The sequence below is a fragment of the Pseudomonas fluorescens genome, assembly GCF_005938625.1.
Classification (GTDB): Bacteria; Pseudomonadota; Gammaproteobacteria; order Pseudomonadales; family Pseudomonadaceae; genus Aquipseudomonas; species Aquipseudomonas fluorescens_BD.
This window is the reverse complement of the sequence record NZ_VCNJ01000073.1, coordinates 34,852-60,415: the sequence shown is the minus strand read 5'-3', so window position 1 is coordinate 60,415 and position 25,564 is coordinate 34,852. Positions and strand designations below refer to the sequence as shown.

19 protein-coding genes are annotated in these 25,564 nt (G+C 58.7%); 3 read left to right on the top strand and 16 right to left on the bottom strand.

The genetic code is table 11. The features are described 5' to 3' along the window. Positions 1-68: 68 nt before the first annotated feature. From FGA82_RS29030 to rpsU, 4 genes are all read right to left on the bottom strand, one after another. Complete coding sequence (locus tag FGA82_RS29030; RefSeq protein WP_141129749.1) at positions 69-3,815, bottom strand: bifunctional diguanylate cyclase/phosphodiesterase; 3,747 nt, start codon at positions 3,813-3,815, stop codon at positions 69-71. Between the two features lie 126 nt (positions 3,816-3,941). Continuing rightward, positions 3,942-5,786, bottom strand: coding sequence for an RNA polymerase sigma factor RpoD (rpoD, locus tag FGA82_RS29025; RefSeq protein ID WP_141129748.1), 1,845 nt, complete (start codon positions 5,784-5,786; stop codon positions 3,942-3,944). 67 nt (positions 5,787-5,853) lie between these two features. Next, entirely contained in the window at positions 5,854-7,818 is a 1,965-nt protein-coding gene (gene dnaG / locus FGA82_RS29015; RefSeq protein ID WP_077574774.1) for a DNA primase, read from the bottom strand. Positions 7,819-8,304: 486 nt separating this feature from the next. Next, entirely contained in the window at positions 8,305-8,520 is a 216-nt protein-coding gene (gene rpsU, locus FGA82_RS29010) for a 30S ribosomal protein S21 (protein ID WP_002551877.1), read from the bottom strand. A 199-nt stretch (positions 8,521-8,719) separates the two neighbouring features. On the opposite strand from rpsU, the gene tsaD reads away from it, so the two are divergent. After that, positions 8,720-9,748: a tRNA (adenosine(37)-N6)-threonylcarbamoyltransferase complex transferase subunit TsaD gene (gene tsaD, locus FGA82_RS29005; RefSeq protein WP_141129747.1), complete on the top strand. Its 1,029-nt coding sequence runs from the start codon at positions 8,720-8,722 to the stop codon at positions 9,746-9,748. Positions 9,749-9,768: 20 nt separating this feature from the next. Here the strand turns inward: tsaD and plsY are convergent, their stop codons facing one another. After that, a complete protein-coding gene (gene plsY, locus FGA82_RS29000) occupies positions 9,769-10,338 on the bottom strand; it encodes a glycerol-3-phosphate 1-O-acyltransferase PlsY (RefSeq protein ID WP_141129746.1) in 570 nt (189 codons plus the stop codon). A gap of 74 nt (positions 10,339-10,412) precedes the next feature. On the opposite strand from plsY, the gene folB reads away from it, so the two are divergent. Both folB and folK read left to right on the top strand, forming a co-directional pair. Next, positions 10,413-10,769 (top strand): dihydroneopterin aldolase, encoded by a 357-nt coding sequence (gene folB, locus FGA82_RS28995; protein WP_141129745.1) that lies wholly within the window; start codon positions 10,413-10,415, stop codon positions 10,767-10,769. Then, a complete protein-coding gene (gene folK / locus FGA82_RS28990; RefSeq protein WP_141129744.1) occupies positions 10,760-11,275 on the top strand; it encodes a 2-amino-4-hydroxy-6-hydroxymethyldihydropteridine diphosphokinase in 516 nt (171 codons plus the stop codon). Before folB ends, folK begins: the two co-directional genes overlap by 10 nt. Positions 11,276-11,366: 91 nt before the next feature. Here folK and FGA82_RS28985 read toward each other — a convergent pair whose 3' ends face one another. The 11 genes from FGA82_RS28985 to FGA82_RS28935 form a co-directional block, all read right to left on the bottom strand. Further along, positions 11,367-12,590 carry a multifunctional CCA addition/repair protein gene (locus FGA82_RS28985; protein ID WP_141129743.1) on the bottom strand — a complete coding sequence of 408 codons (1,224 nt, stop codon included), beginning with the start codon at positions 12,588-12,590 and terminating at the stop codon, positions 11,367-11,369. A gap of 63 nt (positions 12,591-12,653) precedes the next feature. Beyond that, the gene (locus FGA82_RS28980; protein ID WP_141129742.1) at positions 12,654-14,216 is read right to left on the bottom strand and encodes a SpoVR family protein; all 1,563 of its coding nucleotides are present in this window, start codon (positions 14,214-14,216) and stop codon (positions 12,654-12,656) included. Then, positions 14,213-15,484 (bottom strand): YeaH/YhbH family protein, encoded by a 1,272-nt coding sequence (locus FGA82_RS28975; RefSeq protein ID WP_137217359.1) that lies wholly within the window; start codon positions 15,482-15,484, stop codon positions 14,213-14,215. The genes FGA82_RS28980 and FGA82_RS28975 overlap by 4 nt, the downstream gene beginning before the upstream one ends. 121 nt (positions 15,485-15,605) lie before the next feature. After that, positions 15,606-17,528: a PrkA family serine protein kinase gene (locus FGA82_RS28970; RefSeq protein WP_007910115.1), complete on the bottom strand. Its 1,923-nt coding sequence runs from the start codon at positions 17,526-17,528 to the stop codon at positions 15,606-15,608. Between the two features lie 297 nt (positions 17,529-17,825). Continuing rightward, the gene (gene glpE / locus FGA82_RS28965; RefSeq protein WP_141129741.1) at positions 17,826-18,155 is read right to left on the bottom strand and encodes a thiosulfate sulfurtransferase GlpE; all 330 of its coding nucleotides are present in this window, start codon (positions 18,153-18,155) and stop codon (positions 17,826-17,828) included. A 33-nt stretch (positions 18,156-18,188) separates the two neighbouring features. Further along, entirely contained in the window at positions 18,189-19,070 is an 882-nt protein-coding gene (locus FGA82_RS28960; protein ID WP_141129740.1) for a symmetrical bis(5'-nucleosyl)-tetraphosphatase, read from the bottom strand. Further along, positions 19,070-19,450, bottom strand: a complete 381-nt coding sequence (gene apaG / locus FGA82_RS28955) for a Co2+/Mg2+ efflux protein ApaG (protein ID WP_064119268.1) — start codon at positions 19,448-19,450, stop codon at positions 19,070-19,072. Before apaG ends, FGA82_RS28960 begins: the two co-directional genes overlap by 1 nt. A gap of 113 nt (positions 19,451-19,563) precedes the next feature. After that, the gene (gene rsmA, locus FGA82_RS28950) at positions 19,564-20,382 is read right to left on the bottom strand and encodes a 16S rRNA (adenine(1518)-N(6)/adenine(1519)-N(6))-dimethyltransferase RsmA (RefSeq protein WP_064119269.1); all 819 of its coding nucleotides are present in this window, start codon (positions 20,380-20,382) and stop codon (positions 19,564-19,566) included. Then, on the bottom strand, positions 20,379-21,368 hold the full coding sequence (gene pdxA / locus FGA82_RS28945; protein WP_141129739.1) for a 4-hydroxythreonine-4-phosphate dehydrogenase PdxA: 990 nt from the start codon (positions 21,366-21,368) through the stop codon (positions 20,379-20,381). The genes rsmA and pdxA overlap by 4 nt, the downstream gene beginning before the upstream one ends. Continuing rightward, entirely contained in the window at positions 21,365-22,681 is a 1,317-nt protein-coding gene (gene surA, locus FGA82_RS28940; protein ID WP_141129738.1) for a peptidylprolyl isomerase SurA, read from the bottom strand. The genes pdxA and surA overlap by 4 nt, the downstream gene beginning before the upstream one ends. Further along, positions 22,662-25,463, bottom strand: coding sequence for an LPS-assembly protein LptD (locus FGA82_RS28935; protein ID WP_141129737.1), 2,802 nt, complete (start codon positions 25,461-25,463; stop codon positions 22,662-22,664). Before FGA82_RS28935 ends, surA begins: the two co-directional genes overlap by 20 nt. Positions 25,464-25,564 lie beyond the last annotated feature (101 nt).

Here is a 25,564-nt window from a genome sequence, read left to right as displayed (position 1 = left end):
CGTGGACCAAAGGATTATGAGTCCTCTGCTCTAACCAACTGAGCTATAGGCCCTCAGTAGGTCGCGGATTATAGCGACGGTTTCTCGGCTGTGCTATCCGAATAATCCGATACGGTTACACGAAGAAACGTCGCGGCGAATTCTTCTGGTGGTAGCGGCAGGCTGACGATATAGCCCTGGATCTGTTCGCAGCCTTCGGCGGCGAGGAATTGTTGTTGCGCCTGGGTTTCCACGCCCTCGGCGATGACGGTGAATTGCATGCTGCGGCCCAGGGCGATGATGGCGCGCACAATCGCCGCGTCGTGGGGGTCGTCGGGCAGTCCGCGGACAAAGGACTGGTCGATTTTGAGGATGTCCAGTGGCAGGCGTTTGAGGTAGCTGAGCGAGGAATAGCCGGTGCCAAAGTCATCGATCGCCAGTTGCACGCCGAGGTGTTTGAGTTGGTGCAGCACGGCCAGTGCCTCTTCGGCCTGACTCATGATGAAGTTCTCGGTAATTTCCAGTTGCAGTAAATCCGGCATCAGGCCGTTGTCGTTGAGCAGTTGCTCGATGCGCCCGAGCAGGTTGGGCTGGCGCAATTGCGCACCGGCAAGATTCACCGAGAGAGGGCCGGGACTGTCGTAGACCTGATTCCATTCGTACATCTGCCGGCACGCGGTCTCCAGCACCCAATCGCCGATTTGCAGAATCATGCCGTTCTCTTCGGCCAACGGAATGAAGTGCTCCGGCGGTACATCGCCGAACGTCGGGTGGCGCCAGCGAATCAGCGCCTCGGCACCGACCAGGCTGTGATCTTCCAGGCTGATTTTCGGCTGGTAGTAGAGAAACAACTCATCACGCTCGATGGCCCGGCGCAGTTCGTGCTCCAGCGCCACGCGTTCGCTGGCCTGGGCGGTGAGGTCGCGGGTGTAGCTCTCGACGCGGTTGCGGCCCTTGGCCTTGGAACGGTACATCGCCGCGTCAGCGTTTTTCACCAGCGTGGCGACGTCGCAACCATCGCGCGGATAAAGACTGGTGCCGATGCTGGCGCTGATGAAAAACTCGTGTTCACCGGCCTGGAACGGCGCACCGAAGCAGTTGAGCAGCTTGGTGGCGATGTTGTCGGCGTCGCTGGGCTGTTGCAGGCCGGGCAGCAGGATGATGAATTCATCGCCGCCCAGGCGCGCAACGGTGTCGATGTCGCGCAACTGCTCTTTCAAGCGCACGGCAATGCCCTTGAGCAGCAGGTCGCCGACCGGGTGACCGAGGCTGTCATTGATGTGTTTGAAGCGGTCGAGGTCGAGAAACAGCACGGCGCCCTGACCGCCGTTTTCCTGCTGACTGTTAAGCGCCATGAGCAACCGACTTTCAAACAGCGTGCGGTTTGGCAGGCCGGTCAGTGGGTCATGGTGAGCCTGGTAATCGAGCTTGGCCTGCGCGTGCTTGAGACTGGAAATGTCGGCAAACACCGCGACAAAGTGAGTGATGAATTTGTCGCGGTTACGCACGGCGCTGATGGTCAGCCAGCTCGGGTAGAGCTCGCCGTTCTTGCGCCGGTTGGAAATCTCGCCTTGCCAGTGACCCTCGTCGGTCAACTGATGCCACATCGCCGCGTAAAACGCGCTGTCGTGCAGGCCGGAAGCGAGCAGGCGCGGCGTATGGCCAAGCGCTTCGCTTTCGCTGTAACCGGTGATTTCGGTGAAGGCTCGATTGACCGCGCTGATGTGCTGCTGCGTGTCGGTGATCAACACACCTTCGGCGGTGCTCTCGAACACAGTCGCGGCTTGTTGCAGTTTTTCCTGCATCAGATGGCGCTCGGTGATGTCGCGGGCGATGGTCAGCATGCAGTCTTCTTCACCGATCGGCAGCGGACGGCTGGAGACTTCGCAGAGGCGAATCTGCCCGTCGCTGCGGCGGATGTGGCAGGTGAAGTCACGCACAAAACCGTCGCGATGCAACAGGTCGAGCATCTGTTTGCGCTCATTGAGATTGACCCAGATCCCCAGATCCAGCGCCGAACGATCCACCGACATGGCGCTATTGAAACCGGTAATACGACTGAAACCTTCGTTGACTTCCAGCAGCAGGCCATCGCTCTGGCGCGATAACAACAAACCGTCCGGTGAGGCATGGAAGGCTTTGGCGAACTTCTCTTCGGAGGTCTGCAGTTGCTGTTGGGTTTCCTTGAGCTGGGTGATGTCCCGCACCACAACGACAAGCGCGGGGGTGGTGTCGAGATCGAACGGCTCCGCGGAAATCAGGCCGGTAAACAGCTGGCCATTGTTGCGGCGAAAGGGCATCTCCAGATTGCGAATGCTGCCCGCCTGCAAACGCTGCAGCAGTCCCGGACCGACGCCGGGAATCCCCCAGATATTCAGCTCGGTCGCTGTTTGGCCAAGCACTTCCTCGGCTTTCAGCCCGATCTGTTCTTCAAACGCTTCGTTGACCTCCAGCAGGCAACCGTCGGACAGTCGTGCAATCACCAGAATGTCCGGGCACTGCTGGAAGACCGAGGCGAATTTTTGCTCCGAGAGCCGCAACGCCTCTTCAGTGCGCTTGATTTCGCTGATGTCGATCATCAGGCCGCGCATTACCGGCTCATGACCATGTTCGATCAGGCTGACAATGTCGCGCACCCACAAACAGCGGCCATCCGCGGTGATCACGCGATAATCGACGATGTGATCGCGACCCTCGCGCAGCGCTTCTTTGCAGTAACTCTGCGTACGGGTCAGATCGGCCGGGTGAATGATGTTGTGCCAGAAGCCGGGGATCAACCAGTGCGATTGTGGATAGCCGAGCAAATCTTCGGCGTGGGGCGACACATAGCTGTAGGTGAAGTCGCTCATCCGCGCTTCCCAGGCGATGGCCGACAGGCTCTCGACCAGGCCGCGATAGTGATATTCGCTGCTGCGCAGTTCCTGTTCGAGGTCGATACGTCGGGCGATTTCCGAGCTCAGGCGGCGGTTGATGCGGATCACCACAGCGAGGATCGTCACCAACAGCAACAGCCCTGGCAATCCGTAGACCAGCAGATCCGACCAGAATGTCCGGTGATCAAGGACGTTGCCGACCCAGTGCTCCTGAATGCTGCTGATTTCATCAGGACTCATATCAGCGAGCACTTTGTCGAGAATCCCCACCAGTATCTTGTTGTCGCGGGGGACGGCCATTGCCAGTTGGTAGCGATACGGGGTTTCGCCGCTGACGTACAGACCGTCGAGCTTGAGCTGGCGCAGGCTCCAGACACTGGAGGCGAGGTCGCCGACCACAGCGTCCACCTCGTCGGTCGCCAGCGCCTGCAACGCTGAACTGACATTGGGCATGGCGACCAGATTCAGATCGGGGTGGTGGGTGCGCAGCAGTTCGTGGGGAGCATAGTTTTCCACCACGGCGATTTTCAAACCGTACAGGTCGTCAAGTTTGCGCGGTTGTGCACCGCCGATGTGCGCGAGGATCACGATCGGGAAATCAAGATAGGGGCGAGTGAACGACAGATAGGTCTGGCGCTCCGGGGTAGACATGATCCCGGGTAGAAGGTCGATCTTGCCCGATTTGACCTGTTCCAGTACCACCGTCCAGCTCACTGGTTCAATCGGCGTCAACTTGATTGCCAGGCGTTGGCGAATCACGTCGATATAGTCCGCCGCCAGGCCCTGGTAGCGGTTCTGATCGTCGCGAAACTCAAAGGGCGGCCACGACGCATCGACACCCAGGCGCAAGTCCGGGTGAGCCGCCAGCCAGCTACGTTCTTCATCGGTCAGAGTCAGCGCGTCAGCCGTTGCGGTCCAGATCATCAGTGACAGCAAAAAAAGCACGGACGCCAATCTGGGCATAACGCTCTCGTTATGGCTCGGGGATGATTGTTTCGAGTGTAGACGGGGTATGCGGGGGAGGGGCGTTGCGGGGGATTTAATCTGCCATATAAACAAAACCCCCGGCCTGGGCCGGGGGTTCTGGTATCACTCGTCGAGGAAGGAGCGCAGATGCTCGCTTCGCGTCGGGTGGCGCAGCTTGCGCAGCGCCTTGGCTTCGATCTGACGGATACGCTCACGCGTTACGTCAAACTGTTTGCCCACTTCTTCGAGTGTGTGGTCGGTGTTCATGTCGATACCGAAGCGCATGCGCAGTACTTTGGCTTCACGGGCAGTGAGGCCGGACAGCACTTCGCGAGTCGCTTCTTTCAGGCTCTCAACAGTGGCGACATCGATTGGCGACTGCATGGTCGAGTCTTCGATGAAGTCACCCAGATGGGAGTCTTCGTCATCACCGATCGGCGTTTCCATGGAGATCGGCTCTTTAGCGATCTTCAATACCTTGCGGATTTTATCCTCAGGCATTTCCATGCGTTCGCCCAGCTCTTCCGGGGTCGGTTCGCGACCCATTTCCTGCAACATCTGCCGGGAAATGCGGTTGAGCTTGTTGATCGTCTCGATCATGTGCACCGGAATACGGATGGTGCGGGCCTGGTCGGCGATCGAGCGAGTGATCGCCTGACGGATCCACCAGGTGGCATAAGTCGAGAACTTGTAACCACGACGGTATTCGAACTTGTCTACCGCTTTCATCAGACCGATGTTGCCTTCCTGGATCAGATCGAGGAATTGCAGGCCGCGGTTGGTGTACTTCTTGGCGATCGAGATCACCAGACGCAGGTTGGCTTCAACCATCTCTTTCTTCGCGCGGCGGGCTTTGGCCTCACCGATCGACATGCGACGGTTGATGTCCTTGATTTCTGCGATGGTCAGACCGGTTTCGGTTTCCAGCGCGATCAGTTTCTGCTGGCAACGAATGATGTCCGGCTGAACGCGACCGATGGCTTCGGCGTACTTGCTCTTGCCTTTGGCCAGGGCGTCGGACCAGCTTTCGTCGACTTCGTTGCTCGGGAACTGACGCAGGAAATCGGCGCGTGGCATACGTGCATCACGTACACACAGTTGCATGATCGCACGCTCTTGCTGACGCAGACGATCCAGGGCACCGCGAACACGCTCGACCAGGCCTTCGAATTGCTTCGGTACCAGTTTGATCGGCATGAACAGCTCGGCCAGTGCCAGCAACTCGGCAATCGCTGCCTTGTTGTTGCGACCGTGCTTTTTCAGGGCCTTGCGAGTGACTTCCATCTGATCAGCCACGGCGCCAAAGCGCTGGGCAGCGATGACCGGATCCGGACCGCTTTCGGCTTCTTCTTCGTCATCGGAAGATTCGGCTTCATCGTCGTCGGTTTCGTCGTCGGCTTTCGCCACTTTCGCTTCGACAGGCGGCGGCACCTCGGCAGGCGGCGCAATGCCGTCGTCCGGGTCGATATAACCGCTCAGGACGTCGGACAGGCGACCACCTTCGGTGGTGACGCGGGTGTACTCGGAGAGAATGTGGTCAACCGTGCCAGGGAAGTGCGCGATTGCGCTCATCACTTCACGGATGCCCTCTTCGATACGCTTGGCGATTTCGATTTCGCCTTCACGAGTCAGAAGCTCGACCGTACCCATTTCACGCATGTACATGCGCACTGGGTCAGTGGTGCGACCGATATCGGTCTCCACCGCTGCCAACGCAGCGGCTGCTTCTTCCGCAGCGGCCTCGTCGGTATCGGCGTCGGCCAACATAAGGGCGTCCGCATCCGGAGCACTCTCGTGTACGGGGATCCCCATGTCATTAATCATGCGGATGATGTCTTCCACCTGCTCTGGATCTGAAATATCCTCGGGCAGGTGGTCGTTGACCTCGGCGTAAGTCAGATACTTCTGCTCACGACCCAGTTTGATCAACTCAATAATACGAGACTGCTGTTGCGCTTTTCCGGACATAACACCCTATCCACTGAAGGTCTTGGCGGGCAAAAAACAAGCCGAGGATTATACCTGAGCTATGACCTCACGCGCCAGTTGAGGTCGGGTTTGATGCGGAAACATTGCGACTTAGTAGGTCGCGCAGTTGATTTTTCTCTTCGATACTCAGTTCGCTTTGACGCGCTTTCCTGAGCAACTGTTCCAGATTTCGCTCGCGTTGGCGGGCTGACAAGCTAGTAATGGTGTCGAAAAACTGTTGTTCAAGGTTATCTCCGTCAATCAGCCACTCCTTTTCTGCCAGTGCCTTGAGCAAACGACCCTGCTCAGTGCCGTGCCATCGCGCGATCAACTGAAATGAGTTTAGCTTGGGATTCTTCTGTACGGCTTCGAGCAGCGCCACAAGTAACTGGGCGTTGGTCTGATTCTCGTCCGCAATGTGCCCGGCATCTTCGACGCGCTCGGCCAGTTGCGGGTGATGGAGCAGGGTGCGCAGGGCAGTCAGGGTAGGCGATTCGACGCCGATAGGCGTGCGCGGGCGCTGTTGTTCGCGATCACCGCCACGTTTGCCGTTCTTGTCCCAGGGTTTCTTGTCCCATTTCTTGCCGCCAGCGCCAGGTTTCTTTGGCGTCCACTCCTGCTGCGGCACATACATGTCCTGTGCCTGCGGCTGATGGTAGTCGCTGTAGTCCGGCATTGCGTCGTAATCGATGCCCGGATCGTAGGCGGGTGGCGCTTCCTGCGGCGCACTTTGTGCGAGCTGGCTGACGGTTTCACTGCTCAGACCAGTAATTTCGGTCAGGCGCTGACGCATCAGGATGCGCAGGTTGGCGCCCGGCACTTTGTCGATCAGTGGCGCAGCGAGGGTCGCCATATGGGCTTTACCTTCGAGCGAGCGCGGATCGGCTTCTTCGGTCAGTTGCTGGAAAAAATAGTCCGCCAGCGGCTGAGCGTGCTGATTGATTCGTGCCTTGAAGGCGTCAGTGCCTTCGGCGCGAACCAATGTGTCCGGGTCTTCGCCTTCGGGCAGAAACAAAAAGCGCGCCCGGCGACCGTCCTGCAGGCTTGAAAGCGTTGCTTCAAGGGCACGCCACGCAGCATTGCGACCAGCCTGGTCGCCGTCGAAGCAGAACAAAACGTTCGGTACCACGCGGAACAGGCGTTTCAAGTGTTCTTCGCTGGTCGCGGTGCCCAGCGTCGCGACGGCATTCTTCAGGCCTTGCTGGGCGAGGGCAATGACGTCCATATAGCCCTCGACGACGATGATTTCGTCGAGGTTGCGGTTGTTCTTGCGCGCTTCATAAAGGCCGTAGAGTTCCTGGCCTTTATGGAACACCGGGGTTTCCGGTGAGTTCAGGTACTTGGGCTTGTCATCGCCGAGCACGCGACCACCGAAAGCGATGATACGTCCACGGGTGTCGCGGATCGGGAACATCACGCGATCGCGGAAGCGGTCATAGCGTTTGCCGGTTTCGGCGTTCTCGATCAGCAGGCCGGCGTCGATCATGGCTTTCTGCTGAAGCGTGTCGCTGCTCAAGTGTTTGAACAGATTGTCCCAGCCCGGCGGTGCGAAGCCGAGACCGAAATCCCGCGCAATCTCGCCCGTCAGGCCGCGGCCCTTGAGGTAATCCACCGCAGCTTTGCGCGATGGATGGCTCTTGAGGGCTTGCCGGTAAAAATCGGCGGCAGCAGTGAGTAGCGGATACAGCGGCGAATCGGTCGGCTGGCGCGGTTTGTGCGGACGGCCGCTTTCTTCGCGAGGGATTTCCATGCCGGCGGCTTTCGCCAGATCTTCGACGGCCTGGGGGAAGTCCAGGTTGTCGTGGTCCATGAGAAAACCGAGGGCGTTACCGCCGGCGCCGCAGCCGAAGCAATAATAAAACTGCTTGTCGGGGCTGACGCTGAAGGACGGGGTTTTCTCTTTGTGAAACGGGCAACAGGCGGTGTAGTTCTTGCCGGCCTTCTTCAATTGCACGCGCGAACTGACCACATCGACGATGTCGGTGCGGTTCAGCAGGTCGTCAATGAAGCTCTGGGGAATCAGCCCGGCCATGGCGTTCTCGTCGTCTGCGCTGCAATAAGTCCGATGCGTAAGGCTGCCGGACGCGGGTCATTGTTTGAAGCGCGCAAAATATGCGGCTCGACCGGTGTCGTCTGCGTAATCGCTGTCGGGAAGTGTATCTGCCGAAAATCCACTGACGTTAGTACTCATCAGCCTTCGACTATTTGAAAGTGTTGCGCTGAATCCGCTGACGGCCGGTTAGGGGCCTCGGATAGCTCAATAAAGCGGGCACGCATGCAGGTGCTTTGGGCTGATCGTCGTAAGAGGAATCAGTGGGTGTGCTCGTCAGTAGCCTTGAAAGGCTCGTCAGAAAAGACGTGCACCGCTGGCAAAAGAGCCAGGTCTGACGTGTGAAGCAGATTCGTCTAGGTCGCGTGTGCGGCTTCGACGTTGAAGCATCAAGCGTTTTACGCAAATGCCATTAGCCCGGCTGAGAGCCGGGCTTAGGCAAAGAAGCTTGCAACGAACGTCTGTGTATTAGTACAGACGAACGGCGCGGCGCTGTTCGCGCTGAACTTTCTTGGCGTGACGCTTAACAGCGGCTGCTGCTTTGCGCTTACGCTCAGAAGTTGGCTTCTCGTAAAATTCGCGGCTACGAACTTCAGCCAGTACACCGGCTTTTTCGCAGGAGCGCTTGAAACGACGCAGAGCTACGTCGAAGGGTTCGTTCTCTTTAACTTTGACGGCTGGCATCCAGAGCTACCTTCATTCATTACCGGGGTCAACATCCTCGCGGCAAAAGAGCACTTGAAGACGTCGGTTTTTAAGGGTTGCGGATGTTAACCCCTCATCGCTCGGAATGCAAAGCCTCTGATCGAAAACCGCTGGTCGGGGCATCACGCGGCGACTATTATGCGCGCCTTCGAATTCAGCCTAAACAAGGCGCAAACCCATGCTAGTACTGGGATTAGAAACCTCCTGCGACGAAACCGGCGTCGCATTATATGACAGTGAACGTGGCCTGTTGGCTGACGCGCTGTTCAGCCAGATCGACCTGCACCGCGCTTATGGCGGGGTGGTGCCGGAGCTGGCCTCGCGTGACCACGTCAAACGCATGCTGCCCTTGATTCGTCAGGTGTTGGCCGAGGCGGACTGCGTGCCGACCGAGATCGATGCGATCGCCTATACCGCGGGTCCTGGCCTGGTTGGCGCGTTGCTGGTCGGTGCTTCCTGCGCTCAAGCGCTGGCGTTTGCCTGGGGCATTCCGGCGCTTGGCGTGCACCACATGGAAGGGCATTTGCTCGCGCCAATGCTGGAGCCAAAACCGCCGGAATTCCCGTTCGTCGCTTTGTTGGTTTCCGGCGGCCATACGCAGCTGGTTCAGGTCGATGGCATCGGTCAATACAGCCTGCTCGGCGAGACGCTCGATGATGCCGCCGGCGAAGCGTTCGATAAAACCGCGAAGATGATGGGCCTCAATTATCCGGGCGGCCCGGAAATCGCCAAACTGGCAGAGAAGGGTGTCGCAGGACGTTTTACCTTCCCGCGTCCGATGTGTGATCGCCCGGGCCTGCAATTCAGCTTCAGTGGGCTGAAAACCTCTGCTCTCAACGCCTGGCAGCAGTGTGTCAGCGCCGGGGACGAAAACGAGCAAGCCCGTTGCGACATCGCGCTGGCGTTCCAGCAGGCCGTGGTGGAGACTTTGACCATCAAGTGCAAGCGTGCCCTGAAACAGGCGGGCATGAAGCGTCTGGTGATCGCTGGCGGCGTCAGTGCCAATAAGGCCCTGCGGGTTTCGCTGGAGAAAATGCTCGGCGACATGAAGGGCGATGTGTTTTACGCCCGTCCCGAGTTCTGCACCGACAACGGCGCGATGATCGCGTTTGCCGGTTGTCAGCGTTTGCAGGCCGGTCAGCAGGAAAGTCTGGCGATCAGTGTGCAGGCACGCTGGCCAATGGAGCAGTTGTCGGCGTTGCGATGAGCAGCGCTCATGTGCGCTATTTAAAAATGCCGTTCGCGCCCGGCAAACAGGTCGCGTAGATTGCCGCGGTGGCGCCAGACGATCAGTAAGGTCAGTGCGCTCATCGGCAACAGCGCTTCCGGTTCCTGCCAGGCTAACAGTGGCAAGGTCAGCGGTGTGGCAATCAGCGCCGCCAGCGAGCTGGTGCGGGTCAGGTAGAACGTCAGTAGCCACGCGCAGATTGCTAGCAGCGCGGCGGGCGGGTACAGGCCCAGCAGCATGCCGGCAGCGGTGGCGACACCTTTGCCGCCACGGAAGCGGAAGTACAGCGGGAACAGGTGACCGATCACGGCGCACACGCCGATCCACGCCTGATCTTGTAGCGAAAGACCGACAGCCGAGGCAATCAGCACCGGCACCAGGCCTTTGCACAGATCACCCAGCAAGGTCAGGATCGCCAGTTTGCGACCGGCCAGGCGCAGCATGTTGGTAGCACCGGCATTGCCCGAGCCACTCATTCGCGGGTCCGGATTTCCGGTCAGGCGGCTGAGCAAAATGGCGAAGGACAGCGAGCCGAGCAGGTAGGCGAAAGTCGCCAGTAACCAAAACATGCTAACTATTCCGGGCGAGGACGCCCTGATTCTAACGGCGCATTGCGCCCTTGTCGTGCAGTGGAGAGAAGTGCTTGGACAGAGTGTTTATCGAGGGCCTGGAAGTCGACACCGTGATTGGTGCCTACGACTGGGAGCGCGGCATCCGACAGTGCTTGCGACTTGATCTGAGCTTCGCCTGGGACAATCGCCCGGCCGCCGCCGGTGACGACCTGACCCTGGCGCTCGATTACGCCAGCGTGTCCACGCGGATTCAGGCTTTTGCCGAGCAGGCGCAGTTTCAGTTGGTAGAGACCTTTGCCGAGCGTCTGGTCGAAGTGCTTATGAGCGAATTCAACATCACGTGGGTGCGTCTGAAGCTGACCAAGCCTGGCGCCGTTCCCGCTGCGAAGGGTGGCGTGGGTGTGGAGATCGAGCGCGGATGTCCCTGACTCAGGTCTACTTAGGGCTCGGTAGCAATATCGAGCGCGAAATCCATTTGCGCGCCGGACTCGACGCATTGGCGACGTTTCTGGTGGATATCCGCTGTTCGGCGGTGTTCGAGAGCGCGCCTGTGGGGATCAAGAGCGGGCCGTTCTTCAACTTTGTGGTGTCGGCGTTTACCGATCTGCCGTTGATGGAACTGGATCGACGCTTGAAATTCATCGAGGCGGATAACGGTCGCTACGCGCCTGATCGCAAGGGCTTGCCGCTGGATATCGACGTGCTGCTGTATGGCGAGCTGGCGGGGAATTTCGACGGGCTGGTTTTGCCACGTGCCGAGATTCTGAAAAATGCTTTTGTGCTGTGGCCGCTGTCACTGATTGCGCCGGATCGCGTGCATCCGGGTGTGGGAAAAAGCTTCGCGACATTGTGGGCTGAGGCGCAGATTGATCAGGTGCTGGCGCCGGTTGCGTTCGAATGGCGTGGCGCGCAGCTGACCCCGCAGAATCTTTAAAAGCAAAAGATCGCAGCCTGCGGCAGCTCCTACAGAGAAACGCATGTTCCCGTGTAGGAGCTGCCGCAGGCTGCGATCTTTTGATCTTGCTTTAGTTGTTTTCCTTGTAAGCCTTCAACTCTTTCAGGCGCTCACGCTTCAGCGCTTCTCCCAACTCAGGGCCCTTGAATCCCTTCTCCAGCAACGGCTTCACCGCGACTTCCCGCGCAACCTTGGCAGCTCCACGCAAATAATCCGCCTGTGGATAACTTCTCTGCTCCAGCCCTTTGCGCCCTCGAGCATCCATTTCGCATGCGGCGATAAACTCCTCAAACCGCTGCGGTCGCCTATACACGTCAAAACTCTGCAGCAGCTCCAGCAATGTCGATGCCTTCAGCTCCAGCGCCCGGTGGCCATGGGTGTGGTACTGGCCGACCAGTAGCGCCAGCTCCTGACAATCCTTCGGTGCCTTAAAGCGTTCGTTGACCGCTTTGATCGGCTTCAACCCCGTGTGCTCATGGGCGATGTGTCGCGGCCACTCTTCTTCCGGGGTCAGACCTTTGCCGAGATCATGCAGCAGGCAAGCCCAGCGCACGGTCAGCGGTTGTTTATGCAGCGCTGATTGCTCCAACACGCTGAGCATGTGCAGGCCGGTGTCGATTTCCGGATGATGGGCTTCCGGTTGTGGCACTCCAAAAAGCGCGTCGACTTCCGGAATCAGCACCTTCAGTGCGCCGCAGTCGCGCAGCACTTGAATGAACACCTGCGGCTGATCTTCCATCAGTGCCCGGGAGATTTCCTTCCAGCTGCGTTCGGCAGTCAGTGCTTCCAGTTCGCCGGAGTCGCTGAGCTGACGCATCAGTTCGAGCGTCTCTGGCGCGACGGTGAAACCAAGCCCGGCATAACGCGCAGCGAAGCGGGCAACGCGCAATACACGAAGGGGATCCTCGGCGAACGCCGGAGAAACGTGGCGCAGGATCCGGGCTTCCAGATCGCGCTGACCCTGGTATGGATCAGTCAGATTTTGCTGATCGTCCTCGGCCATGGCGTTGATGGTCAGGTCGCGGCGGATCAGGTCTTCTTCAAGCGTGACTTCGGGGCTGGCGTGAAAGGTGAAGCCACCGTAACCGCGCCCGCTTTTGCGCTCGGTGCGGGCGAGGGCATATTCCTCGCCGCTTTTTGGGTGAAGAAACACCGGGAAATCCGCACCGACCGGGCGATAACCCTGGGCGAGCATTTCCTCTGTGGTGGCGCCGACCACGACCCAATCGATGTCCGTGACCGGTTTGCCCAGCAAGCGATCACGTACGGCACCGCCAACCTTGAAAATCTGCATAAAAAACCTCCGTTAGCCCGACAGGATAACCCTTGCGCCGGACTTTCGGAGGCCAGAACCGTTTCAAAGATGAATGACGGCCAGATCCAGTCGACCGTAATCCCCTTCGCTGTGTTCGCTGCGTGGCGGAACGTGGTGGGTTTTCATGATCTGGTCGCCTTGCAGGGTTTCCAGGTGGATATCGAAGCCCCACAGGCGATGCAGATGTTTAAGCACTTCGTCAGTGGAGTCTCCCAGCGGTTTGCGGTCGTGCTGTTGGTGACGCAAGGTCAGTGAGCGGTCGCCGCGCCGATCGATGCTGTAGATCTGCACATTCGGTTCACGATTGCCGAGGTTGTATTGCGCGGCCAGGGTTTCGCGGATGATCCGGTAGCCGGGTTCGTCATGAATCGCAGGCACCAGCAAGTCGTCCTTCTGATCGTCATCCATGATGCTGAACAGTTTCAGGTCACGGATCACCTTCGGTGACAGATACTGCAGGATGAAACTCTCATCCTTGAAGCTGCTCATGGCGAACTTGATGGTCGACAGCCAGTCAGTCCCGGCAATTTCCGGGAACCAGCGACGATCCTCTTCGGTAGGCTCCTCACACATGCGCCGAATGTCGCGATACATCGCAAAGCCCAGCGCGTAAGGGTTGATGCCGTTGTAGTAGGGGCTGTCGAAACCTGGCTGAAACACCACGCTGGTGTGCGAGGTGAGGAACTCCATCATGAAGCCTTCGGTGACGAGGCCTTCGTCGTACAGGTCGTTCATCAGCGTGTAGTGCCAGAACGTCGCCCAGCCTTCGTTCATCACCTGGGTCTGGCGTTGTGGATAGAAGTACTGGGCGATCTTGCGCACGATCCGCACGATCTCGCGCTGCCATGGCTCAAGCAACGGCGCGTGTTTCTCGATGAAGTACAGGATGTTTTCCTGCGGCTCGGCCGGGAAGCGAGCGTTGTCCTTGTCGCTGTACTTGTCCGCCCCTTTGGGAATGGTGCGCCACAGATCGTTGATCTGCTTTTGCAGGTGCTCTTCGCGATCTTTCTGCCGGCGCCGCTCCTCTTCGGCGGAAATCGGGTACGGCCGTTTGTAACGGTCGACGCCGTAGTTCATCAGGGCATGGCAGGAGTCGAGCAAGTCCTCCACGGCATCGATGCCGTGGCGCTCCTCGCACTGCATGATGTACTGCTTGGCAAACACCAGGTAATCGATAATCGAACTGGCATCGGTCCAGGTGCGGAACAGGTAGTTGCCCTTGAAGAAACTGTTGTGGCCATAGCATGCGTGAGCCACCACCAGCGCCTGCATGCAGATGGTGTTTTCTTCCATCAGATAGGCAATGCACGGATCGGAGTTGATAACGATTTCGTAGGCCAGGCCCATTTGCCCGCGACTGTAGGATTTCTCGGTGCTGAGGAAGTGTTTGCCGTAAGACCAGTGGTGATAACCCAGCGGCATGCCCACCGAGGCGTACGCGTCCATCATCTGCTCGGCGGTGATCACTTCGATCTGGTTGGGATAAGTATCCAGCGCATAGCGGGCCGCGATCCGGGCGATTTCGCGGTCGTAGGTCTGAATCAGCTCGAACGTCCATTCAGAGCCGGTGGAAATGGGTTGGCGCTTCTGCTCTTTGGCGGTCATGTCACTAACCTGCGCTGGAAGAGTTCACGGAAGACCGGATAGATATCTCCGGCCGAGACCAGTTGCTGCTGGGCAAAAGTGTCAGAAAAGGCTTCGGCAATGCGTTCGTACTCGTACCACAAGGCCTGATGTTCGCGCGGGGTGATCTCCACGTAAGTGTAGTACTGCACAAACGGCATGATCTGGTTGATCAGGATGTCGCGGCAGATTGGCGAGTCGTCGTTCCAGTTGTCACCGTCGGAAGCCTGCGCCGCGTAGATGTTCCACTCGTTGCTGGGATAGCGCTCGGCCATGATCTCCTGCATCAGTTTCAGGGCGCTGGAAACGATGGTGCCGCCGGTTTCCCGCGAATAGAAAAACTCCTCTTCGTCGACTTCGCGAGCGCTGGTGTGATGGCGGATGAACACCACGTCGATCTTGTCGTAGTTGCGTTTCAGGAACAGGTACAAAAGGATGAAAAAACGCTTGGCGATGTCCTTGGTCGCCTGGGTCATGGAGCCGGAAACGTCCATCAGGCAGAACATCACGGCTTTCGAGCTGGGGTTCGGTTGCTTGATCAGCAGGTTGTATTTCAGGTCGAAGGTGTCGAGGAACGGTACGCGATGAATACGCGCGCTGAGTTTCTCGATTTCTGCTTCGAGTTCCTGAATATCGCCGAAGTTGTCCGGCTCTTCGCGTCTCAGGCGCTCAAGTTCTTCTTTGGCTTCGCGAAGTTTCGCCCGGCTGCTGCCGGACAAGGCAATGCGCCGTGCATGGGCCGAACGCAGGGTGCGGATGATGTTGATGCGTGATGGGTTGCCTTCGTTGCTGATCCCGGCGCGCACGGTTTTAAAGGTGTCGGTACCGCTGAGGTTACGCTTGACCAGATTGGGCAGCTCGAGATCTTCGAACATGAACTCGAGAAACTCTTCCTGCGTAATCTGGAAGACGAACTCGTCCATGCCCTCGCCGGAATTGCCGGCCTTGCCCGGTCCGCGTCCGCCGCCACCTCCCGGTGGGCGGGCAATATGCTCGCCGGCGGTAAACTCCTTGTTGCCGGGATGAACCACGGTCTGCTTGCCGCCGCGGCCATGGTGAAGCACCGGTTCGTCGATGTCGCGACCGGGAATACTGATCTGTTCGCCGTGTTCCATATCGGTAATGGAACGCCGGCTGACCGCCTCTTCGACAGCCTTTTTGATGTGATCACGGTAACGCCGCAGGAAGCGCTGGCGGTTCACCGTGCTCTTGTTCTTGCCATTCAGACGTCGGTCGATCACATAACTCATAGGAAGCCCTCCGGGCAGCTTCAAGTTGTGAGCTTCAAGCTGCAAGTAAAAGCAGGTTCCCGGGCATCTCTGGGTTACGCGCTTTGTTCTTGCAGCTTGTAGCTAGAAGCTTGCAGCTGCTTCACTGCGACTTCCGTACCCGTAGGTACCATTCGGAAAGAAGCCGTACCTGTTTGTCGGTGTAGCCGCGTTCGACCATTCGAGTGACGAAGTCGTTGTGCTTTTGCTGATCCTCCTTGCTGGCCTTGGCGTTGAAGCTGATGACCGGCAGCAGATCCTCGGTGTTCGAGAACATTTTCTTCTCGATGACCACCCGCAGTTTTTCGTAGCTGAGCCAGGTCGGGTTCTTGCCGTTGTTGTTGGCCCGCGCGCGCAGGACGAAGTTGACGATTTCGTTACGGAAATCCTTCGGATTGCTGATGCCGGCCGGCTTCTCGATTTTCTCCAGTTCTTCGTTCAGCGCCACGCGGTTGAGAATCTCGCCGGTTTCCGGGTCGCGGTACTCCTGATCCTGAATCCAGAAGTCGGCGTACAGCACGTAGCGGTCGAAGATGTTCTGGCCGTACTCGCTATAAGACTCGAGGTACGCGGTCTGGATCTCCTTGCCGATGAATTCGATATAACGCGGTGCCAGGTACTCTTTCAGGTAGCGCAGGTAGCGCTCGCGGGTTTCGGCCTGGAATTGTTCCTGTTCGATCTGCTGTTCCAGCACATAGAGCAGGTGCACCGGGTTGGCAGCGATTTCATGCGGATCGAAGTTGAATACCTTGGAGAGGATCTTGAACGCAAAGCGGGTCGACAGACCGTTCATGCCTTCGTCCACCCCGGCCGAGTCGCGGTATTCCTGAATCGACTTGGCCTTCGGATCGGTGTCCTTGAGGTTTTCGCCGTCGTAGACGCGCATCTTCGAGTAGATGTTGGAGTTTTCCGGCTCCTTGAGGCGTGAGAGGACAGTGAACTGGGCCAGCATCTTCAAGGTGTCGGGCGCGCAATGCGCCTTGGCCAGAGAGCTGTTGAACAGCAGTTTGTCGTAGATCTTCACTTCATCGCTGACGCGCAGGCAATACGGCACTTTGACGATGTAGATCCGGTCGATGAACGCCTCGTTGTTCTTGTTGTTGCGGAAGGTGTGCCATTCCGATTCGTTGGAGTGGGCGAGCAGGATCCCGGTGAACGGAATCGCACCGAGACCTTCGGTACTGTTGTAGTTGCCTTCCTGAGTCGCGGTCAGCAATGGGTGCAGCACCTTGATCGGTGCCTTGAACATTTCGACGAATTCCATCAGGCCCTGGTTGGCCCGGCACAGCGCACCGGAGTAGCTATAAGCGTCGGCGTCGTTCTGTGGGTATTCCTCAAGTTTGCGGATGTCGACTTTACCGACCAGCGCGGAGATGTCCTGGTTGTTCTCGTCGCCCGGTTCGGTTTTGGCCACGGCGATCTGATTGAGAATCGACGGGTACAGTTTGACCACGCGGAACTGGCTGATGTCGCCGCCGAATTCGGCCAGACGTTTGGTCGCCCATGGCGACATGATGGTGTTCAGGTAGCGCCGTGGAATACCGAAGTCTTCTTCGAGGATCGCGCCATCTTCGGTGGCGTTGAACAGACCCAGAGGCGATTCGAATACAGGCGAGCCCTTGATCGCGTAGAAGGGCACTTTTTCGATCAGTTGTTTCAGCTTCTCGGCCAGCGACGATTTACCGCCACCGACGGGGCCGAGCAGATAGAGGATTTGTTTCTTCTCTTCCAGGCCTTGGGCGGCATGGCGGAAATACGAGACGATCTGGTCGATGCATTCTTCCATCCCGTGGAAGTCTTCAAAGGCCGGATAGCGACGGATCACCTTGTTGGAAAAGATGCGGGACAGCCTCGAATTGGTCGAGGTGTCGAGCAGCTCCGGCTCACCGATGGCCAGTAATAGACGCTCGGCGGCGGAAACATAAGCGCTGCGGTCCTTCTTGCACAGCTCCAGGTACTCTTGCAGCGAGAGTTCTTCCTGGCGTGTGGACTCGAAGCGTTGTTGGAAGTGGCTAAAGATACTCATGACGTCACCTCGCTCGATACGTGGAGCCGACGCCGGATCACTCAGTCGATGCTGGCAAGCAGCCGCAGTAGCAGCTGATTGTTTACCCCCCAGAACACTTCCACGATCGACAATCGTGAAAGTCACTCCCGATGACCCGTGCGCCGGTGTACCGGCTCTCCCCTGTTTTGGATGGCCTGGGCTTAAGGATAGTTGGGAATTCGGGAGGTAAAGGCGAGATACGTAATTAGTTGTGGCAAGACCGTTCGTCTGCCCGCGCAGGCCCGCGGCAGCCGGGGCCTGCGCGTGACAAAAAAATTATTCGGCGATGCCTTGCGCGGTTTCCGCAGGATAAATCGTACGCCACAGCTCGAAGCCGCCGTCCATGCTGTAGACGTCGGAAAAGCCTTGGCTGATCAGGTAGGCCGCAGCGCCCTGGCTGGAATTGCCGTGGTAGCAGACGACCACGGTCGGTGCATCGAGGTCAGCGCCTTGAATGAAGGCGTGCAGCGAATGATTGTCCAGATGCTTCGAGCCGCTGATATGCAGGGCGGCAAAAGTCGCCGGGTCGCGCACGTCGACGACGACAGCACCTTGTTCACGCAGGGCCTGGGCCTGTTCCGGGGGGATTCGTTTGAATTCGCTCATGGCGGGTTCCTGTTGCTCGGCTGAAAGCGCAGTCTAACGCGGTGCGCTGACTGGCGAAGTTTCGGGGATAAGTGGTGCGACGTTCGGGGCCAGGCCGCCGTGTTCATCGCATTTGCACGACAGGCGTTCACCGCTGTCGACATTCATCAGGGTCAGGCTGCCGCCCCAGACACAACCGGTGTCCAGCGCCGAGATGCCCGGCTCCTGGATATTGCCTTCGAGTGCCGCCCAATGGCCGAAAATGATCCGCAGGCCTTTGGTCTTGCGATCCTTGTGCTGGAACCACGGTTTGTAGCCGGGCGGGGCGGTGTCGAGGCCTTCCTTGCTCTTGAGGTCGAGCTTGCCTTCTGCGGTGCAGAAGCGCATGCGCGTGAAGTAGTTGGTGATGACGCGCAGGCGGGTCACGCCTTTGAGGTCGTTGTCCCATTTCGCCGGATCGTTGCCGTACATGCCGTCGAGGTAGGCGGGGAACAGGTTGTCGTCACGCAGCGCGGTTTCGACTTCTCCAGCGCACTTCAGCGCGCGGCTCAGCGACCATTGTGGCGGAATGCCGGCGTGGACCATGGCGACATTACGCTGCTCGTCGTAGTGCATGAGCTTTTGCTGTCGCACCCATTCAAGCAATTCAGCGCAGTCCGGCGCTTCGAGAATCTCGCGCAGGGTGTCGGACTTCTTTAAGCGCTCAATGTTTTTAGCCGCAGCCAGCAGGTGCAGATCGTGGTTGCCCAGCACGCAGACCAGCGATTCACGCATGCCATACAAAAAGCGCAGGGTTTCCAGTGATTGCGGGCCACGGTTGACCAGGTCACCGACCAGCCACAGTCGATCAAGCTTTGGGTCGAACGCCACTTGCTTGAGCAGGCATTTCAGCGGTTCAAGGCAGCCCTGCAGGTCGCCGACGGCATATGTCGCCATCAGTGCAAAGATCCGGGCACGGCGAGACGGAACGGCTTGATGATGGCGTCGAAATGTTTGCCATCGTCGGCGACCATTTCGTAGGTGCCCTGCATGGTGCCGACTTTGGTGGTCATTACCGTGCCGCTGCTGTAGGTGTGGCTTTGGCCGGCATCGATCAACGGTTGCTGACCCACCACGCCGGCGCCACGCACTTCTTCGACATGGCCATCGCCATCGGTGATCACCCAGTGCCGCGACAGCAGCTTGGCCGGGATCGCGCCATTGTTCTGCACGGTGATGGTGTAGGCGAAGGCGAAGCGGTCGTGCTCGGGTTGCGATTGGTCTGCCAGATAGCGGGTGACGACGCTGACATCGACCTGGTAACGGGAATCGGACATGCAAGAGGCCTTAAACGAAGCGGAACGCGGGGCGTAGCTGATGGGGAATCAGTCTAGGCAAGTATCGGGCAGTAAACCAGAGTGGCGTCCTGCCCGATAGCGTTCATCGTTTATCAGTCGGCGGCGGGGGAGGCCGGGACTTGTACTGCGAGCTGGTCGGCCAGGCGTACGAATGCGGCCAGATCCAGTTGCTCCGGACGCAGACTGCCATCGACGCCGGCGGCCTCGATCTCGGCATTGCTGAGCAATTGCTTGAGGGTGTTGCGCAAAGTCTTGCGGCGTTGGTTGAAGGCTTCGCGCACAACGCGCTCCAGCAGCTTGTGATCCTTGGCCGGGTGCGGCAGCACGGCGTGCGGCACCAGACGAACGATCGCCGAATCGACCTTCGGCGGCGGGTTGAACGCGCCCGGGCCAACGTTGAACAGGTGCTCTACGCGGCAGTGGTACTGAACCATGATCGACAGACGACCCCAGTCACCGCCGCCAGGGCCTGCGGCCAGACGCTCGACCACTTCTTTCTGCAGCATGAAGTGCATGTCGCGAATGATGCTGGCGTTGTTCAGCAGATGAAAAATCAGTGGTGTCGAAATGTTGTACGGCAGGTTGCCGACCACACGCAGACTATTCGGCGCGGCGTTCAGGCTGTTGAAGTCGAACTTCAGTGCATCGCCCTGATGCAGGTTGAAATTGCTCTTGCCGGCAAACTGCTGGTTGAGGATCGGGATCAGATCCTTGTCCAACTCCACCACGTCCAGTTGTGCGCCGGATGACAGCAGGCCGGCGGTCAGTGCACCCTGGCCCGGGCCGATTTCCAGCAGGCGGTCTTCAGACTTGGCGCTGATGGAGCGCAGGATGCGGTCGATAACCCCGGCATCGTGCAGGAAGTTCTGGCCAAAGCGTTTGCGCGCCTTGTGTTGGTATTGCTCGGTCATAAACGGGTCTCGGCCATCTGGTAGGCGGTTTCCAGAGCGACTTGCAGGCTGCCGGTGTCGATCTTGCCGCTGCCGGCCAGATCCAGGGCAGTGCCATGATCGACCGATGTGCGGATGATCGGCAAACCCAGGGTCACGTTGACGGCAGCGCCGAAGCCTTTGTACTTGAGCACAGGCAAGCCCTGGTCGTGGTACATCGCCAGCACTGCGTCGCAGTGCTCCAGATATTTGGGGGTAAACAGAGTGTCGGCAGGCAGCGGGCCACGAAGGTCCATGCCCTCGCCGCGCAGGCGCTCTAATGTCGGTTCAATGATGTCGATTTCTTCATGGCCCAAATGGCCGCCTTCACCGGCGTGCGGGTTGAGTCCGCAGACCAGGATGCGTGGCTGGGCAATGCCGAATTTGTTTTGCAGGTCGCTGTGCAGAATCCGCGTCACTCGCTCCAGCCGCTCCGGTGTGATCGCGTCGGCAATCTCGCGCAGAGGCAGGTGAGTGGTGACCAGCGCCACGCGCAAACCGCGGGTGGCGAGCATCATCACCACTTGGGCGGTGTGGGTCAGGTCAGCGAGGAATTCCGTGTGCCCGGAAAAGGCGATACCTGACTCGTTGATCACGCCCTTGTGCACAGGGGCGGTGATCATCCCGGCGAAGTCGCCGTTGAGGCAGCCATTGCCGGCGCGGGTCAGGGTTTCGAGTACGAACGCGGCGTTGGCCTTGTCCAGTTGCCCGGCTACCACTGGGGCGCTGAGCGGTGTGTCCCAAACGTACAGGCTGTTGGCGGGCGCCGGAGCATCCGGCCAACGGCCAGGAGCAACATCCAGCAAAGTGACGGCCAGCCCCAACTGCGCGGCCCGCTCGGAGAGCAGGTCGCGGCTGGTAATGGCAATCAGGGGATGTGGCTGGGCTTGCGAGGCGAGCAGCAGGCACAGGTCGGGACCGATGCCGGCTGGTTCGCCGGGTGTCAGCGCGAAACGCTTGGGTTTCACTGCGCTGCCTGGTCTGCACCAGGGAGTTTGATCTCTACATACGCTTCGTCACGGATCTGACGCAGCCAGGTTTGCAGCTCTTCGTCGTATTTGCGGTTACGCAGTACGGTCATGGCTTGCTGCTCGCGGGCCTGTTCGGTGCTGTCGGTGGCGCGACGGCCAAGGACTTCCAGAACGTGCCAGCCGTATTGGGTCTGGAATGGCTTGGACAGCTGACCTTGTGGGGTCTTGGCCATCACTTCGCGGAACTCCGGTACCAGTGCGTTCGGGTCGATCCAGTTCAGGTCGCCGCCGTTGAGCGCCGAGCCCGGGTCTTCGGAGTAGCTTTTCGCCAGGGTGGCGAAATCTTCACCGGCGATGATGCGCTCATAAAGCGATTGCACCAGGGCCTTGGTCTTGGCTTCGTCGCGAATCGGGCTTGGCTTGACCAGAATGTGGCGAACATGCACTTCGTCGCGCATCTGGGCTTCGCCGCCGCGTTTGGCCAGCAGCTTGAGGATGATGAAGCCACCCGGTGTGCGTGCAGGCTGCGTGATGTCGCCGACGGCCATGCTGCTCAACTCGCGGTCGAACGGCGGTGGCAGTTGCGCGGCTTTACGCCAGCCCATGTCGCCGCCTTCCAGCGCGTTGTCGCTGCCGGACTTGGCAACGGCCATCTGGCCGAAGTCAGCACCTTGCTTGAGTTGCTGGTAAACCTCCATGGCCTGACGGGCAGCGCTTTGAATCGCTTCAGAGTTGGCGCTTTCCGGCGTCGGGATCAGGATGTTGGCCAAGTGCAGTTCTTCGGACAGTTGCATTTTGCCCAGATCGGAGGCGAGGAAGTTTTTCACTTCCTGTTCGGAGACCTGAATGCGCTCTGCCACACGACGCTGACGTACACGGCTGATGACCATTTCGCGCTTGATCTGATCACGGGCGTCGTCATAGTTCAGGCCGTCGCGAGCCAGAGCTGCACGGAATTGCTCAACCGACATGTTATTGCGCTGGGCAATGGTGCCGACTGCCTGGTTCAGTTCTTCATCGGTGATGCGGATGCCGGAGCGTTCGCCGATCTGCAGTTGCAGGTTTTCGACGATCAGGCGCTCAAGCACCTGTTGATCCAGGACGCCAGGAGGCGGCAAGCCGCCACCACGTTTGGCGATGGTCTGCTGCACTTCGTGGACGCGCTGGTCCAGTTGGCTTTGCATGACCACGTCGTTGTCGACGATCGCTACCACTTTGTCGATGGATTGAACTGCGGCGTTAGCCGCAGTACCCAGGAACAACGCGCCCAGCATCAGCGGGCGCAGACAATCAGAAAGCTTGGTCTTCACGTTCACGATAACCTTGAATGCCTTTGTCGAGGAAGCTCTCTACCTTGGCGCCAGTGAGGCCGCCGAGTCCCTTCAGAACAATTTGGAGGAAGACGCCATGGTCGCCTTTTTCGTTTTGCGGAGCTTCCTGGCTGAACTCGTCATAGGAAACCCAGTAACGGTTGATCAGGCGCAGTTTCCAGCAGCAGTTGTCGTACTCGAAGCCACCAAAGGCTTCCAGGGTACGGTTACGGTTGTAGTCGTACTGCCAGCGGCTGATCGCGTTCCACTGTGGAACGATCGGCCAGATGACCGAGAAGTCATGCTGCTGGATCTTGTAGTAGTCCTTCACGTAGCCAGGCTGGCCAGGAGTGCCGTAGTCACCACCACCGACCGACCATTTACCGGTGTTCTGGTCGTAACGAACCTGGTCATTGCGATAGCGATAGCCGGCGTTGATAACCTTGTTCGGGTTGTCTTCAGGCTGGTAGTGGAACATCGCGCTGCCGGAACGTGGGCTGCGGCTGTCCGGATCCCAGTTGTAGTCGGCCGTGGTGCGCCAATCGCGGTTCCAGCGATATTCGTATTCCAAAGCATATGGCGAAACGTTGGATTTCGCGTCGTCACGGGTTTTGGCATCGATACCTGGCAGTTGAACTTCACGATCCTTGAAGTACAGAGCCTGGCCGACACTGATGCGTTGACGTTCGAAGCCGTCGTCTTCGATCCAGCGGCTGGTCACGCCCAGCGACAGCTTGTTCTCGTCGCCGACACGGTCGGAGCCAGAGAAACGGTTGTCGCGGAACAGCGATGCGTAGTTGAAGGTGTATTCGCTGGTATCGAACACCGGAATATCCGACTGGTCTTTCTCGGGTACATAGAGATAGAACAGGCGTGGTTCCAGGGTTTGTCGGTAATTCTTGCCAAAGAAGGAAGTATTACGGTCAAAGTACAGGCCGCCGTCGATGCTGGCGATCGGTACACCTCGGTTCTGGTTGCTGTCGAACTTGCCGTAGAGATTCTGGTTTTCCGGGGACATTGCAGCAATCTGCGATTTGCCGGTGTTGTCCAAGTCCAGCTGGTACTGAGTGTACTGGTACTTGAGCGACGGTTTGAGGAAGCCGTAGGTCCAGTTCATCGGCAGGCTGACGCCCGGTTTGAGGTTTAAACGGTCGCCATTGGCACGCGCCAGCCCCGTGATGTTGTTGTCCAGGCGCGGCTCGGTTGTTACACCGTCTTCCTGCACAAAAGTGCCACTTCTCAGATCACGGTCGAAACGGACCAGTTCGGTTTCGTAATCGAAATTCAAGCCTTCCGGATGATACGGCAGCTGACCATTGAAGGTGATCTGCGGCAGGCGGTCGTAAGGCGTGATGTTCGAAACGGTCGCGAGCTGATAGGCCTGAGCATTCAGGCGCGCGGTATAGCTGTCACCACGATAGGTAACCGAACCCTGCTGATTGACGAAATCTTCGGATTTCACACCAATCTGATCGGTCTGCAGATCCTGGAAGTAATAAGGATCGCTGATCTTGGTGTAGTCAACCTGGGTGAGCACGCGGGAGTCGAGACCGCCCTTGTGCTGCCAGTTGTACATGTAGCGAGTCTCGCTGTAGTCGGACTGACGCTTGCGATCATCGTCTTCGTCATTGAGGTACGCTGCACCGAACTGACCTTCACTCGACTTGGTCAGGTAACGGAATTCGCCTTCCACCAACATGCCACGCTTGCTCATGTAGCGCGGGTACAACGTGGCGTCGTAGTTCGGTGCCAGGTTGAAGTAGTACGGCGTGACCAGCATGAAGCCGGTATCGCTGCCGCTGCCGATGGTCGGCGGCAGGAAGCCCGACTGACGACGGTCGTCGATCGGGAAATAGATGTACGGCGTGTACAGAATCGGAATGTCTTTTACGCGCAGCGTCACGTTGGTCGCGGTACCGAAACCGGTGGCCGGGTTCAAGGTGATGTTGTTGCCCTTGAGCTGCCAGGCATTGCTGTTCGGTTCGCACGTGGTGTACGTGCCGTCCTTCAAGCGAATGATGGCGTTTTCCGCACGTTTGGCGTACAGCGCGTTACCGCGGATGCGCGATTTGTGCATCACGTATTCGGCGTTGTCGACCTTGGCTTCACCGGTGTCGAGCTGCACATCGGCGTGGTCGCCGACGATCAGCGCGCCGTTGTCGCGGATACGTACATCGCCATTGAGTTCGGCGCGGCTCTCGGCCTGATACAGGCTGGCCTCGTCGGACTCGACCTGCATGCTGCCCTGACGCAGGACGACATCGCCGGCCAGCGTACCGACTTGATCATCGGTGTTATAGCGCGAGGCTTTTGCGCCGATAAAGGTCGGAGCATCGCTTTTATTCGTCTTGTCATTCATGCCAGGACGAATCGGTTCGATATAGGCACCAGAGCAATAAGGCCCGGTCTCGGCCAATTGAGCGGCGGTGAGCTTCTCGCGCGGAACCCAGTCGAGGTGACTGAAGTCTTCGCTACGGGATTTCAAGCCGCGGCCCTTGGCTTCGGTGACCAGCGCCGTTTTAGGGGCTGTGTCGGCAACCGAACCGTTCTCGGCCGCAGCTTCGCCGGTAGCGCTGACGGCACTGCCGTCATGCACCGGACGCGGCGGCAACGCAGCAGCGGTTGATTTGGGCGCACAGGCCCAACCACCCGAAGCCGAGACGGAGCAGTCATACTGCTCGGCGGCAACAACGAATTGACTGGCCAGAGGTTGCATAGCCAGCAGACTGCCGGTTACCAACAACGGAAATTTTTTACGAAACGCGGGGGATTTCAATGCCATCTTATTAGTCCGGGCTTCCTGCGTGCCATCTGCCCGCGGTGTGGGCCGCACGCCTCTCGATGGTCTGAAAAAGATGCTGGATAATAAAGCATGACCCGCTT

Excerpts from the sequence above, each read along its gene's own strand:
- dnaG (WP_077574774.1), bottom strand. The coding sequence starts at position 7,818 with ATGGCCGGGCTGATTCCCCAGAGCTTCATTGACGACCTGCTGAACCGC.
- FGA82_RS28985 (WP_141129743.1), bottom strand. The coding sequence starts at position 12,590 with ATGCAGATTTTCAAGGTTGGCGGTGCCGTACGTGATCGCTTGCTGGGC.
- plsY (WP_141129746.1), bottom strand. The coding sequence starts at position 10,338 with ATGTTTTGGTTACTGGCGACTTTCGCCTACCTGCTCGGCTCGCTGTCC.
- FGA82_RS29030 (WP_141129749.1), bottom strand. The coding sequence starts at position 3,815 with ATGCCCAGATTGGCGTCCGTGCTTTTTTTGCTGTCACTGATGATCTGG.
- apaG (WP_064119268.1), bottom strand. The coding sequence starts at position 19,450 with ATGTCCGATTCCCGTTACCAGGTCGATGTCAGCGTCGTCACCCGCTAT.
- rsmA (WP_064119269.1), bottom strand. The coding sequence starts at position 20,382 with ATGACCGAGCAATACCAACACAAGGCGCGCAAACGCTTTGGCCAGAAC.
- tsaD (WP_141129747.1), top strand. The coding sequence starts at position 8,720 with ATGCTAGTACTGGGATTAGAAACCTCCTGCGACGAAACCGGCGTCGCA.
- rpsU (WP_002551877.1), bottom strand. The coding sequence starts at position 8,520 with ATGCCAGCCGTCAAAGTTAAAGAGAACGAACCCTTCGACGTAGCTCTG.
- FGA82_RS28975 (WP_137217359.1), bottom strand. The coding sequence starts at position 15,484 with ATGAGTTATGTGATCGACCGACGTCTGAATGGCAAGAACAAGAGCACG.
- rpoD (WP_141129748.1), bottom strand. The coding sequence starts at position 5,786 with ATGTCCGGAAAAGCGCAACAGCAGTCTCGTATTATTGAGTTGATCAAA.
- FGA82_RS28935 (WP_141129737.1), bottom strand. The coding sequence starts at position 25,463 with ATGGCATTGAAATCCCCCGCGTTTCGTAAAAAATTTCCGTTGTTGGTA.
- folK (WP_141129744.1), top strand. The coding sequence starts at position 10,760 with ATGTCCCTGACTCAGGTCTACTTAGGGCTCGGTAGCAATATCGAGCGC.
- FGA82_RS28960 (WP_141129740.1), bottom strand. The coding sequence starts at position 19,070 with ATGGCGACATATGCCGTCGGCGACCTGCAGGGCTGCCTTGAACCGCTG.
- glpE (WP_141129741.1), bottom strand. The coding sequence starts at position 18,155 with ATGAGCGAATTCAAACGAATCCCCCCGGAACAGGCCCAGGCCCTGCGT.
- FGA82_RS28970 (WP_007910115.1), bottom strand. The coding sequence starts at position 17,528 with ATGAGTATCTTTAGCCACTTCCAACAACGCTTCGAGTCCACACGCCAG.
- FGA82_RS28980 (WP_141129742.1), bottom strand. The coding sequence starts at position 14,216 with ATGACCGCCAAAGAGCAGAAGCGCCAACCCATTTCCACCGGCTCTGAA.